The 12,226-nt window shown below is 63.2% G+C and carries 15 protein-coding genes; 4 read left to right on the top strand and 11 right to left on the bottom strand.

The features are described from left to right. On the bottom strand, positions 1 to 298 hold a 298-nt coding region (locus BLP76_RS17510), incomplete at its 3' end, for a transposase (protein ID WP_139163760.1). A gap of 130 nt (positions 299 to 428) precedes the next feature. On the opposite strand from BLP76_RS17510, the gene ttcA reads away from it, so the two are divergent. Next, a complete protein-coding gene (gene ttcA, locus BLP76_RS17505) occupies positions 429 to 1,304 on the top strand; it encodes a tRNA 2-thiocytidine(32) synthetase TtcA (protein WP_092816354.1) in 876 nt (291 codons plus the stop codon). 64 nt (positions 1,305 to 1,368) lie between these two features. Here the strand turns inward: ttcA and BLP76_RS17500 are convergent, their stop codons facing one another. From BLP76_RS17500 to purL, 4 genes are all read right to left on the bottom strand, one after another. Continuing rightward, positions 1,369 to 2,604 carry a multidrug effflux MFS transporter gene (locus BLP76_RS17500; protein WP_092816326.1) on the bottom strand — a complete coding sequence of 412 codons (1,236 nt, stop codon included), beginning with the start codon at positions 2,602 to 2,604 and terminating at the stop codon, positions 1,369 to 1,371. Positions 2,605 to 2,915: 311 nt separating this feature from the next. Then, a complete protein-coding gene (grxD, locus tag BLP76_RS17495; protein ID WP_092816324.1) occupies positions 2,916 to 3,245 on the bottom strand; it encodes a Grx4 family monothiol glutaredoxin in 330 nt (109 codons plus the stop codon). 47 nt (positions 3,246 to 3,292) lie between these two features. Then, positions 3,293 to 3,526 (bottom strand): BolA family protein, encoded by a 234-nt coding sequence (locus BLP76_RS17490; RefSeq protein WP_092816322.1) that lies wholly within the window; start codon positions 3,524 to 3,526, stop codon positions 3,293 to 3,295. 107 nt (positions 3,527 to 3,633) lie between these two features. Continuing rightward, positions 3,634 to 5,865 (bottom strand): phosphoribosylformylglycinamidine synthase subunit PurL, encoded by a 2,232-nt coding sequence (purL, locus tag BLP76_RS17485; RefSeq protein ID WP_092816320.1) that lies wholly within the window; start codon positions 5,863 to 5,865, stop codon positions 3,634 to 3,636. Between the two features lie 190 nt (positions 5,866 to 6,055). Between purL and BLP76_RS17480 the strand changes: the two genes are divergently transcribed. Together BLP76_RS17480 and BLP76_RS17475 are read left to right on the top strand one after the other, a co-directional pair. Next, positions 6,056 to 6,514 carry an RrF2 family transcriptional regulator gene (locus BLP76_RS17480; RefSeq protein WP_092816318.1) on the top strand — a complete coding sequence of 153 codons (459 nt, stop codon included), beginning with the start codon at positions 6,056 to 6,058 and terminating at the stop codon, positions 6,512 to 6,514. Continuing rightward, positions 6,504 to 7,205 (top strand): class I SAM-dependent methyltransferase, encoded by a 702-nt coding sequence (locus BLP76_RS17475; protein ID WP_092816316.1) that lies wholly within the window; start codon positions 6,504 to 6,506, stop codon positions 7,203 to 7,205. Before BLP76_RS17480 ends, BLP76_RS17475 begins: the two co-directional genes overlap by 11 nt. A gap of 29 nt (positions 7,206 to 7,234) precedes the next feature. Here BLP76_RS17475 and BLP76_RS17470 read toward each other — a convergent pair whose 3' ends face one another. Next, complete coding sequence (locus BLP76_RS17470) at positions 7,235 to 8,641, bottom strand: aminotransferase-like domain-containing protein (RefSeq protein ID WP_092816314.1); 1,407 nt, start codon at positions 8,639 to 8,641, stop codon at positions 7,235 to 7,237. 82 nt (positions 8,642 to 8,723) lie between these two features. On the opposite strand from BLP76_RS17470, the gene BLP76_RS17465 reads away from it, so the two are divergent. Beyond that, a complete protein-coding gene (locus BLP76_RS17465; protein ID WP_092816312.1) occupies positions 8,724 to 8,951 on the top strand; it encodes a DUF1127 domain-containing protein in 228 nt (75 codons plus the stop codon). Positions 8,952 to 9,059: 108 nt separating this feature from the next. On the opposite strand, the gene BLP76_RS17460 is transcribed toward BLP76_RS17465, so the two are convergent. The 5 genes from BLP76_RS17460 to purC all read right to left on the bottom strand — a co-directional run bounded on the left by BLP76_RS17460 (position 9,060) and on the right by purC (position 12,185). Continuing rightward, positions 9,060 to 9,500 carry a hypothetical protein gene (locus tag BLP76_RS17460; protein ID WP_139163771.1) on the bottom strand — a complete coding sequence of 147 codons (441 nt, stop codon included), beginning with the start codon at positions 9,498 to 9,500 and terminating at the stop codon, positions 9,060 to 9,062. Next, positions 9,497 to 10,180, bottom strand: a complete 684-nt coding sequence (purQ, locus tag BLP76_RS17455) for a phosphoribosylformylglycinamidine synthase subunit PurQ (protein ID WP_092816308.1) — start codon at positions 10,178 to 10,180, stop codon at positions 9,497 to 9,499. Before purQ ends, BLP76_RS17460 begins: the two co-directional genes overlap by 4 nt. A gap of 16 nt (positions 10,181 to 10,196) precedes the next feature. After that, positions 10,197 to 10,937 carry a DUF4336 domain-containing protein gene (locus BLP76_RS17450; RefSeq protein WP_092816306.1) on the bottom strand — a complete coding sequence of 247 codons (741 nt, stop codon included), beginning with the start codon at positions 10,935 to 10,937 and terminating at the stop codon, positions 10,197 to 10,199. Between the two features lie 93 nt (positions 10,938 to 11,030). Continuing rightward, entirely contained in the window at positions 11,031 to 11,264 is a 234-nt protein-coding gene (purS, locus tag BLP76_RS17445) for a phosphoribosylformylglycinamidine synthase subunit PurS (protein ID WP_092816304.1), read from the bottom strand. A 156-nt stretch (positions 11,265 to 11,420) separates the two neighbouring features. Next, positions 11,421 to 12,185 (bottom strand): phosphoribosylaminoimidazolesuccinocarboxamide synthase, encoded by a 765-nt coding sequence (gene purC / locus BLP76_RS17440; protein WP_092816302.1) that lies wholly within the window; start codon positions 12,183 to 12,185, stop codon positions 11,421 to 11,423. Between the last annotated feature and the right edge of the window lie 41 nt (positions 12,186 to 12,226).

The raw sequence follows: 12,226 nt of genomic DNA, 5'->3' as shown, positions 1-12,226 counted from the left end.
CATCGGTCAGCTTCAGCCGCAGGAACCAGCGATAGGCGACATTCACCTCGATCTCGCGCACCAACTGGCGCTCAGAGCGGATGCCGAAGAGATAGCCCAGGAACAGCGCCTTGAACATCAAGGTCGGATCGAGCGCCGGGCGGCCATTATCCGGACAGTAGAGCCCCGCAACCCGGTCATGGATGAACGAGAAGTCGATCACCGCGTCGATCTTGCGAAGCAGGTGATCCTTGGGAACCAATTGATCGAGTGTCACCATCTCGATCGCAGTCTGCTCAGGGGCCGGGCTCTTCAACATGGCCCACTGAATCAAAAAGCCCCGGCTCACGCCAGGGCTTTGTCAGCAGTCTGAAGGCCGCTCCGAAGGGGCGGCCTTTTTTGTATCCATGGGCTTGAGCGAGCGGGCGGCTTCGGTGAAGGTGCGGGCGATGAGCGAAGTTCTGGACGACATCGACGACGTGCTGGACGGGGCTGTGCCTCAGCCCGAGCCCGACGAAGCCTTAGAGGCGACACATCCGCTGTTCCGCAATGCGCCGGGCAGTGTCGCCTTCAAGAAGCTGCGCAAAAGGCTCCTGCGGGAAGTGCGCGAGACGTTGTCGACCTACGGGATGGTCGAAGAGGGCGCCCGGTGGCTCGTCTGCCTGTCCGGCGGCAAGGATTCGCACGCGCTCCTTGCCGTGCTTCTCGATCTCAAATGGCGGGGCCTCTTGCCGGTCGATCTGCTCGCCTGCAATCTCGATCAGGCCCAGCCGGACTTTCCCGCGGACATCCTGCCCGACTATTTCAAGCGGAACGAGATCCCGTATCGCATCGAACGCCGCGACACCTATTCGGTCGTGACGGAGAAGATCGCGCCGGGACAGACGATGTGTGCGCTGTGCTCACGCCTCAGACGCGGTCATCTTTACCGGGTCGCGCGCGAGGAAGGCTGCCAGGCGGTCGTTCTCGGCCATCACCGGGAAGATGCACTCGAGACTTTCGTCATGAACATGCTGAACGGCGGCCGGCTTTCGTCCATGCCGCCGAAGCTTAAGAACGATGCGGGCGATCTCCTGCTCTTGCGGCCTCTCATTCGCTCTGCGGAGGCCGACCTGGAGCGTTTCGCTGCGGGCCTTCAAGCTCCGATCATCCCGTGCAATCTCTGCGGATCGCAGGACGGGCTGGAGCGCCAGCGGGTGAAAGACATCTTGTCCGAATGGGAGCGCGAGCGGCCCGGTACCAAGGCGAACATGCTGCGAGCGCTCGGGCATGTGCGTCCCTCGCATTTGCACGATCCGGCCCGCTTCGATTTTGCGGCTTTATAGGTGAGCGGCGCTTCTTGCCCTCAGGCCCGCGCGGTTCTGCGCGTCTTTTCGTTCCGATGAGCGGTTACGAATAGCGCTGGCGAAACAGGACGCCGTGTTCGGCGATGAGGACGGTACAGATCGCCAAGCCTGACAGGATGGCGAGACCGGAGGCGAAGGGCGTGACGCTGCCGTCGTAGAGGTAGCCCACGAACGCCCCGAAAAAGCCCCCGCCGAAAGTTTGCATGAAGCCGAGCACGGAGGAGGCCGTTCCGGCGACATGGCCGAGTGGCTCCATGGCGAGCGCGTTGAAATTGGTGCCGACGAAGCCGAAGAAAAAGAAGGCTGCGCTGATCAGCGGGAAGAACAGCCAGAACGGCATGGGGCCAGAATAGACGAGCGACAGGATCGCCGTCACGAAGCTCAAGACGCAGAAACTGATCAGCGCCGTGTGAGCGAGACGACGCATGCCGAAGCGGCCGACAAGGCGGGAATTGGCGAAAGAAGCGCCGGCGATCAGAACCGCACTGCCGGAGAAAGCAACGGGAAACCAGGGGCCTAGACCAAAGACCTCGACGAAGATCTGCTGCGAGGAATTGAGGTAGGAGAACAGCCCGCCGAAGGCGAGAGCGGTCGCAAACGCGTAGCCGAAGGCCTGCCGGTTGGTGAGCACGATGCGGAACGCCTCGATGACCTTGCGTCCGTTGAGGGGGCGGCGGTTCTCCTCGGCGAGCGTTTCGGGCAGGCGCGTTCCGGACCATAATAGCACGATGGCGCCGAAGATGGCCGTGAAGAACAAGATCCAGTGCCAGCTTGCGACGAAGAGCACGAGTTGGCCCAGGGTCGGCGCAAAGATCGGCACGGCCATGAAGACCATCATGACAAGGGACATGAGGCTCGCCATCTGCCGTCCACCGAACGTGTCGCGGACGACTGAGATTGCGACGACGCGGGTCGCGGCCGCGCCCACGCCCTGCAACGCCCGGCAGGCGAGAAGAATGCCGAAATCCGGCGCGAGTGCCGAGGCAGTTCCCCCGGCGACATAAATCACGAGGCCAGCGAGCAGGACCGGACGGCGGCCGAAGCGGTCCGCCAATGGCCCGAAGGCGAGCTGGGCGATGCCAAAGCCCACCACGAAGGCCGTGACGACGAATTGCCGGGCATTCTGATCCTCGATCGAAAAACTGCCTGCGATGTTGTCGAGGGCCGGCAAAATGATGTCGATCGCCATCGCATTGAGCGCCATCATCGAGGCGGCGAGGGCGACGAACTCGACATAGGGGATTGTCAGCCGAGAGGCGGCCGGTGTGGCGGATGGCATTGAAACGGTCTCCCGGGGCAGGACACGGTCCCGCGCGGAACGAGTGCGGCAGAATTGTTGGGAGACCGGGTTCTAGGGCCCGCGGCGGACCCCTGCAAGGTCACGGGGCAAGCAGAATGCCCATTCGCTCCGCCGGGAAGCGGGGCGCCTCAAAATGAAAGAGCCGGCTTTCGGCCGGCTCGGTCTTTGCAAAAAGGATTATCCGCAGCCCGGTCTGCCCGAGATCAGGAGCCTTGCTCGTTCAGCCGCAGCTCCCGTCAGGCATCGCTGAGCGGTGATGGAAGACGCGCGAGCGCGAGCTCCGCTCGCCCTTACGCCGCTTTGGCGACGCCTTTTTCTTCCATAAGGCTCTGCAGTTCGCCCGCCTGGAACATCTCGCGGATGATATCGGCACCGCCGACGAACTCACCCTTCACGTAAAGCTGCGGGATGGTCGGCCAGTTGGTGTAGTCCTTGATCCCCTGGCGCAGATCGTCGGATTCCAGGACATTGATGCCCTGATAGGCGACGCCGAGATAGTCGAGGATCTGCACGGTCTGGCCCGAGAAGCCGCATTGCGGAAAGGTCGGAGTGCCTTTCATGAACAAGACGACATCGTTGGACTTTACCTGGCTATCGATCCATTCGTTGATCGCTGACATGATCGCTGCTCCTCCAGACTGCGGGCTCGGCCGCGCAGTCTCGTCGGTTATTCCGGGATGCTGGTCTGCAGGGCGAGGGCGTGCAACTTGCCGCCCATATCTCCCTTGAGCGCCTCATAGACCATCTGATGCTGCTGCACGCGGCTCTTGCCGCGAAAGCTTTCGGACACAACCTCTGCGGCGAAATGGTCGCCGTCGCCGGCAAGATCCCTGATCGTCACGCTCGCATCGGGAAACGCTTCGCGTATCAGACGCTCGATCTCCCCTGCATTCATCGGCATTCTTGGTTGCTCCTCGTGCGTATGCGCCGAATGTGGTCAATCGACCCTGAAAGGTCAATCCGGCGACCCTGAAAGGTCAATCTCGCTTTTCGCATGGGGATGGCCGCTCAGGCCCCCGCCATGTATTTGGGAAACCAGCCTTCGAAGGCTTCTCGAAGTGCGGCGAGGGCGGCCGATCCCGCATTGCGGAACGTCAGCGCATCGCCCGCCACTTTGCCGATTTGAACGGCCGGCACGCCCGCCTCCGCAGCCGCCTGTAGAACTCTCTCCGCCTCTTGCGGCTCAAGCGTCACCACATAGCGAGCCTGATCTTCTCCGAAGAGAGTGCTGTCGGCACGCCCTGGCGTTTCCTCGATCTCGGCACCGAGATTGCCGGCGAGTGCCATTTCGGCAAGCGCCACGGCAAGCCCGCCATCGGAGCAATCATGCACGGCGGTGACGCGGCCCTCGTGAATGAGACCACGGACGAAGTCGCCGTGCTTCATCTCCCTGGCGAGATCAACGCGCGGCGGAGCACCTTCCTCGCGGCCGAAGATTTCTCGCAGATAGACGGACTGTCCGAGTTCTGAGCCCCAGCTTTCGGTCTCCGCCCCGATGAGGAGGATGGCATCCCCCTCTTGCTTGAAGGCGATGGTGGCGGCCTTCTTCCAGTCATCGAGAAGGCCGATGCCGGCAATCGTCGGCGTCGGCAGGATCGCCTGGCCGGAGGTTTCGTTGTAGAGCGAGACATTGCCGGAGACGATCGGGAAGGAAAGCGCCTTGCAGGCCTCGCCCAGCCCCTGCAGCGCCTTCACGAAGACGCCCATGATCTCCGGCTTTTCCGGATTGCCGAAATTCAGATTGTCGGTGACGGCGAGAGGCGTCGCGCCGACAGCCGTGATGTTGCGCCAGCATTCGGCAACCGCCTGCTTGCCGCCCTCGAAGGGGTCGGCTTCCACATAGCGCGGCGTCACGTCGGAGGAGAGGGCGAGCGCCTTGTCGCCCTTGGCGCCGAAGCTTCGATCGATGCGTACGACGGCAGCGTCGCCGCCCGGACGCACGACAGTGTTGCCCTGGACGAGGTGATCGTATTGTTCAAACACCCAGCGTTTCGATGAGAGATCCGGCGTGCCCATCATTTGGATGAGGGCGAGGCCGAGATCGCCGGGAGCGGGAAGGGAGGCGAGGTCGAGCGGCGCGGCTTTGGCCGGCTCCACCCAGGGGCGGTCGTATTCCGGAGCTTCGTCGCCCAGATCCTTGATCGGCAGGTCCGCCACTTCCTCGCCATAGCGCGATACACGGAAACGCAGATCGTCGGTCGTCTCGCCCACCTCGGCAAAGTCGAGGCCCCATTTCTTGAAGACCGCCTCGGCTGCCTCGCGCTTGTCGGGGCGCAGCACCATCAGCATGCGCTCCTGGCTTTCCGACAGCATCATCTCATAGGCCGTCATGGCGCGTTCGCGGGTCGGCACCTTGTCGAGGTCGAGACGGATGCCCAGATCGCCCTTCGCGCCCATTTCTACGGCGGAACAGGTGAGGCCGGCGGCACCCATATCCTGGATGGCAACGACCGCGCCCGTCGTCATCAATTCCAGGCACGCTTCCAGAAGACGTTTCTCGGTGAAGGGATCGCCGACCTGAACGGTCGGGCGCTTCGATTGCGTCTCTTCGCCGAATTCGGCGGATGCCATCGAGGCGCCGCCGACGCCGTCGCGTCCGGTCTTGGCGCCGAGATAGACGACGGGAAGCCCGACACCTTCCGCCTTGGAGTAAAAGATCGCGTCTTTCTTGGCGATGCCGAGGGCGAAGGCGTTGACGAGGCAATTGCCGTTGTAGCGGGGATGAAAATTCACCTCGCCGCCGACCGTCGGCACGCCGAAGGAATTGCCGTAGCCGCCGACGCCCGCGACGACGCCCGCCACGACGTGGCGCGTCTTTTCATGGTCCGGCTCGCCAAAGCGCAGCGCGTTCATCGCCGCCACGGGCCGTGCGCCCATGGTGAAGACGTCGCGCAGGATGCCACCCACGCCGGTCGCAGCCCCCTGATAGGGCTCGATGTAAGAGGGGTGGTTGTGGCTTTCCATCTTGAAGACGGCGACGAGACCATCGCCGATATCGACGATGCCGGCATTCTCGCCAGGGCCGCAGACGACCTGCGGCCCGCTCGTCGGCAGCGTCTTCAGCCACTTCTTCGAGCTCTTGTAGGAACAATGCTCGTTCCACATGGCCGAGAAGATGCCGAGCTCGGTGATCGTCGGCGTGCGCCCGATCAGCTCCAGGATCCGCTCGTATTCGTCGGGCTTGAGCCCGTGGGCGGCAATAAGGTCTTCGGTGATCTCGGGCGCGTTCTGTGGATGCATGTCTCTGCCTGATGCTTCTGGCCGCCGTGTCTTAGCGCGTGACGGCGCGCGACACACCCTTCCTTACGAAAAATCCCCATGCAGACGGCCCCGATGCTGACGGTCGGGGCGGCGGCAGCACCGTTGTCACGATTTCCGGAGATGGGCGGTCATCTTGACATCACGTCAATTATGTAATTTTAGAAGTTACATGATATTGGATAGCAGATTGTCGAGCGTTTTGCATGTGCTCCTGCACATGGCGGAGCACGAAGGGCCGGTCACCTCCGAGGTGCTGGCAAAAGCGATGTCGACCAACCCGGTGGTCGTTCGGCGCGTGATGGCGGGACTTCGCGAGCAGGGTTACGTGAGCTCCACGAAGGGCCATCGCGGCGGCTGGGAGCTCGCCCGCCAGCTCGAGGAGATCTCGCTGCGCGACGTCTACGAAGCTCTTGGGCGCCCGTCGTTCTTCGCCATGGGCAACCGAAACGACGAATCGACGTGCCTCGTGGAGAGGGCGGTCAATGCAGCCCTCGATCAGACCCTGAGCGAAGCCGAGGCTCTCATCCTCGCTCGCCTTGATGCGGTGACGCTCGCGATGCTTTCAGCCGAATTCCATGCCGGCCTCCCGAAGGACAAAAGGGACGCGGAGGTGTGCCATGCCGTCTGAGACGGGTCCGAAGCAATTCCTCGAGCGGTTCTCCGATCCGCAGGCGATAGCCCGATACGAGGAAGGCGTGCGGCGCTTCGTGCCGGCTCTCGATGCGTTACACCGGATGGCGGGCATCCTCCTTGCCGAGCGCGTCAGGGAAGGGGGCAAGATCCTCGTCCTCGGCGCCGGCGGTGGCCTGGAGACGAGGGCGCTGGCGAAGGCATATCCCGACTGGAGCTTCGTGGGCATCGACCCGGCACAGCAAATGCTGGATCTCGCCGAAAGAACGCTGGGTGCCCTCGCGTCCCGGGTCGAATTTGTGACTGGCACGATCGGAGATGCGCCAGAGGGTCCTTTCGATGGCGCGACCTGCCTTTTGACCTTGCATTTTCTCGATGCTCGGGAGCGCCAGCAAACCGCGGAGGCGATCCGCCGACGTCTGCGGCCCGGTGCGCCGCTGGTTGTCGCACATTCGAGCTTCCCGCAGGGCGAAGGCGAGAGGGATCACTGGCTGGCGCGTTACGCGGCCTATGCAAAAGCCTCGGGGGCTGATCCAGGCGATGCTGAAAACGCTCGTGCAGCGGTGGCGGCCAGTCTCGACCTTTTCAACCCTGACAAGGATGCCGCCATTCTCAGTGCGGCCGGGTTCCAGGATGTCAGTCTGTTTTTCGCCGCCTTCACCTGGCGCGGCTGGATTGGCTATGCCTGACCGGACGTGACGTGGGGTAGGGGCGCCGTTCAATTGTAGCTGTCGTAGGCGGCCGGGCCCTGATCCAGAAGGCGGCGGAGCGTGCGGAAGCCTTCGGCCGTGCGGTCGATATCTGGCACCGTCGTGAAGCCGACGCGGACACCATGGAAGGAGGTGTCGGAGCGCACCGGCTTGTACTCGTCCTCTTCGTCGATGCGGATGTTCTCGCCGAGTGCGGCATTCTTGAACGTGCCGGAAAGCCAAGGCTCCGGAAGATTGAGCCAGAGGAACGGGGACACGTCGTCCAGATAGACGTCGAGACCTGAAAAAATCTCGCGCGCCAGGCCGACACGCCGTGCGATTTCCGCCTGGGTCTTCGCCATCAACTCGAAAGCCGCGCCGGAGGCGATCAGCCGCGCGACGAGCTCGGCCATCAAGAAAGGCTTTCCGCCCGTCAGCATCTTATGGGCGATGTTGATGCGATTGGCGAAATGCGGCGGGCAGGCGACGAAGCCGCCGCGCAGGCCGGCCGCCACGGCTTTCGACAGGCTGCTCACATAGAAGACCCGCTCGGGTGCAATCGATCCAATCGGTGGTGGTCCTTTGCGCGAAAGAACCCCATAAACGCCGTCTTCGATGATGTAAGTCTGATGGCGATAGGCGATGTCGGCGATCTCCCGCCGCCGTGTCTCGCCCATCACGGCGAGTGTGGGGTTCTGCAAGGCTGGCATGACGAACAGGATCTTTGGGTGCTGCTGTGCGCAGAGGCGCTCGAAATCTTCCGCTATCGGGCCTTCGCGGTCGGCCGCCACCTGGACGGGACGTCGACCGAGGAGCGCTATGCTGCGGGCGATCGAGGCGTAAGTGAGGGGCTCAAAGGCGATGCGGTCGCCGGGCGACGTCACCGCAGCGACGACGGTCATGATGGCGGCATGGGCGCCGAAGGTCGGGACGACGTCTTCGGGAGACGGCTCCCAGTCGTTCCGCTTCAGCCAGCGGGCCCCCGCCTCTGCCCATCGCTGCGGCACATCCCGAATGTAGTTGGAGACGGCGTCCGGGTATTCTCGGCATATTTCACCCGTCAGCCGTGCCATCACGGCCGCCGCTCCGTTCTCCGGCGCCGCCGTCGTGTCAAACCTGAGGGCACCTTCCGGCCCCGGCCGATCGCCGGTGGCATAGGTGATCGTGGCGGGTAGGGGAGCCTGGCGTGCATGCGCGGCCTGCACATAGGTGCCACGACCGACTTCGCCAGAGACCAGGCCTCGCTCCCGGGCGAGGGAATAGGCGCGGCTCACGGTGCCGATGGTTACACCGATATCGAAAGCCAGATTGCGTTGCGGCGGCAGCCTCGTGCCCGCGGGAAGCTGACCCGCGTCGATTGCACGCTCAAGCTGATCGGCGAGGCGGACATAAAGCGGCCCCTGGCCGGTCGAGAGATCGGGAAACCAACTTGTCATGGTGTCAATATTATATATTGCACCATTCAGCGGGGTCAATCAGAACATTGCCTGTCGCAAGTCGTATCAATGGAGACGAACGATGGGTTCAATTGCTACATTTTCCGCTGTCAGGCTTTCCCGCTTTCAGCAGGCGCAGGTCGGCATGCGCGTTCTTGTGGTGCGCCTGTCGACGCGGCTCGCGCTGACGATGGAGAGGCGGCGCACCAGACGGGCGCTCTTGTCTCTTACCGACGACCAGCTGAAGGATATCGGTGTCTCACGGGCCGATGCGTATCGCGAGGGGATTCGCCGTCCCTGGGACGTCTAGACCGTGCGCCCTGGCAGGTGCGCCGCCGCTAGGCGGCGCGCACGCTCCTTCTTGAGAGGAAATCCAGAGTCTTTAGAGACGCTTCTGCGCTTCGATTGAGATGTCGAATCAAGCCGTGCAGGCGCTGGAGCCGGCGGACCAGCGGGCGATATCGGCCCGTATCCGCGGGGCTGCCTCTGTGGCGAGAAGCGGACCGAAGAGTTTAACTTCGGCGCCGCGGCCGTCCTCCTGCGCCTGGACGACGAGCCGCGGCAATCCGCCGGGCTCGTTCTTCGGCAGGATGAGAATGCGCGGCTGCCCGGAATAGGAGTTGAGTTCCGGCGCGTAGATATAGGAGGCGAAGGTCGCATCGCCCGCGAACCAGCATTGCCCCATGGCGCGGGCGATGCGCGTCGATGCATCGAGCGGCCGATCGCTGGCCGAATAGCTCAGATAGTCTTTTTGAGCCTGGGTGCAGCCGGCCGCGACGAGTGTCGCGATGGCGATGCCGGCAAATCCGCGCAATGGGGAGCGGATTGGCCGAGCCTTGCGGCCGGATGTGCCGCTCAAGCGGCCTTCTCCTGCAGGCCTTCCACGAGGCCCTTGAAAAGGGCGAGCCCGTCGTCGCCGCCATGTGCGGCTTCCACGAGATCTTCCGGGTGCGGCATCATGCCGAGCACGTTGCGGCGCTCATTGGTGATGCCGGCAATGTCGCGCTGCGAGCCGTTGGGATTGGTGCCGTCGGCGTAACGGAACACGACCCGATCCTCGGCTTCGAGTTGGTCGAGGGTCTCAGCGTCGGCGAAATAGTTTCCGTCGGCATGGGCGACGGGGCAGCGGATCACCTGGCCGGAGCGATAGAGGCTCGTGAAAGGCGTTGCCGTGTTCGTCACCTTGAGCTTGACCTCGCGGCAAACGAATTTGAGCGAAGCGTTGCGCATCAAGGCGCCGGGCAGAAGGCCAGCCTCGCACAGGGCCTGAAATCCGTTGCAGACGCCGAGCACCATGACGCCGTCCTCGGCGCGCTTGGCCACATCGCGCATCACCGGAGAATGGGCGGCGATCGCACCGGAGCGCAGGTAATCGCCAAACGAGAAGCCGCCGGGGAGCACGATCAGGTCGACGCCCGCGGGCAGGCTCGTCTCGCCGTGCCAAACGATGTCGGCATCGCGTCCGGAGACGAGACGGAGCGCCGCCGCCATGTCGCCTTCGCGATTGGTGCCGGGAAACTGGATGATGGCGGCCTTCATGCGTGTGTCCGATTTGTCAGAGAAGCCAGCGAAAGGCGCGACGAAGCTCCGCCTCCGCATTCGCTAGATAGCATCGGCCATGGGCGATAAGAACCCGTTCCGGTTTGCGCTCCAGCATTTCTTTCACGGTCTGGCGTAGCTTCTTTTTGTGGCCGAGAAAGGTGAGGCGAACGTCGCGTGGCGTCGAACCGTTCGGATCCAGCACACCGCCAATCTTCAAAAGCGGCGGCATGTGGCGGCAGGTGACGCGGTCGCGCTCGAAGTTCTCGATCATGTCGGTCAGCACGAGCGTTTTTGACGGAACATGGAAAAGCTCGAGCTCGGTCATGTAGCTGCCGACGAGCGGAAACAGCTCGACTTCGCCGGCCCACGCCGCCGGGGCTTCATCGCAGAGTTCCGCATCGAAGCCTGAAAAGCGGTCTTTTGCGGCCTCGCGTACGCCGGGAGCGGCATAGGCGATCGCGTTCGGGAAGCGGGCCTTCCACTCGCCGATCCACCAAAAATGCAGACGGTTCGGGGCAACGAGAATGCGGACCTCTCCGAGCGCCGCAAGCGCCTCGACGAGATCTTCGCTGAGCGGGGTCGGGGAGTGCAGGAGAAGAGCGCCGTCGGCGAGGCGGATCACGGTCATGCGGGTCGTGAACGGCAACGTGCCGACCACGTAGCCCATGGCGATCTCCGGCCCGTCGACGATCCACACATTCTCGGCGATGGGCTTGAGAGCGTTGAGCGGTTCGTAAGGGATGAGGCAGGTCATCGGACAACTCCTGATCGGGCGCCCACTCTGTCTCAGCTCAACCTGGCAGGCGTGTGACGGCGTCCGCGGCGTGTCGCCGCCGCTACGCTGCCGTCACAGCATCTCGATGCGGTAGTTTTCGATCACGGTGTTGGCGAGAAGCGTCTCGCACATCTCGCGGATGCGCTTTTCGGAGGCGTCCTCCGGGGCGAGTTCGATGTCGATCACCTTGCCCTGGCGCACCGATTCGACACCGGAGAAACCGAGAGCGCCGAGCGCGCCCTGAATGGCCTGGCCCTGCGGGTCCAACACGCCGTCCTTCAGCGTCACGAAAATGCGGGCTTTCATGCCATCTTCCGCGCCGGCTCGTCCGGGCGGCCCCTCTATGCTGCGGTGCTGCCGACTGCGCCGGCTCCGTCTGAATAAACAAAAACGCGGCGCCGGGGCGAGCCCGCGCGCCGCGCGATCAACATGTCTTTTTGAGGACCACGGACGGTGCCGAGCCTACTGAACCAGGACTGGGCCCGTGCCGGTGACACGCTCGTTGGAGTTCAACAGGCCGAGCCGGCGGGCGACTTCCTGATAAGCCTCGAGGAGGCCGCCGAGATCGCGGCGGAAACGGTCCTTGTCGAGCTTCTCGTTGGAGGTCATGTCCCACAGACGGCAGGAATCCGGCGAGATCTCATCGGCGACGACGATGCGCATCATGTCGTTCTCGAAAAGGCGGCCGCATTCCATCTTGAAATCGACGAGGCGGATGCCGACGCCGAGGAATAGGCCGGACAGGAAGTCGTTCACGCGAATCGCGAGCGACATGATGTCGTCCATCTCCTGGGGCGTTGCCCAGCCGAAGGCCGTGATGTGTTCTTCCGACACCATCGGATCGTCGAGCTCATCGTTCTTATAGTAGAATTCGATGATCGAGCGCGGCAGCGGCGTGCCTTCGTCGATGCCGAGCCGCTTCGAAAGCGAGCCTGCGGCGACGTTCCGGACAACGACCTCGAGCGGGATGATCTCCACCTCGCGAATCAACTGCTCACGCATGTTGAGGCGCCGAATGAAATGGGTCGGGATGCCCATGTCATTGAGGTTGTTGAAGATATACTCCGAGATGCGGTTGTTCAGGACGCCCTTTCCATCGACAATTTGATGTTTCTTGGCGTTGAACGCGGTCGCGTCATCCTTGAAATGCTGAATGAGCGTTCCCGGCTCCGGCCCCTCGTAGAGGATCTTGGCCTTGCCTTCGTAGATGCGGCGACGACGGTTCATTGGTTTCAGTCTAACGATCATGATGAGGAAAGATGGGCTGG

It is taken from the genome of Afifella marina DSM 2698 (assembly GCF_900102695.1).
In the GTDB taxonomy this organism is placed as follows: domain Bacteria; phylum Pseudomonadota; class Alphaproteobacteria; order Rhizobiales; family Afifellaceae; genus Afifella; species Afifella marina.
This window is presented reverse-complemented; position numbering and strand designations above follow the sequence as displayed.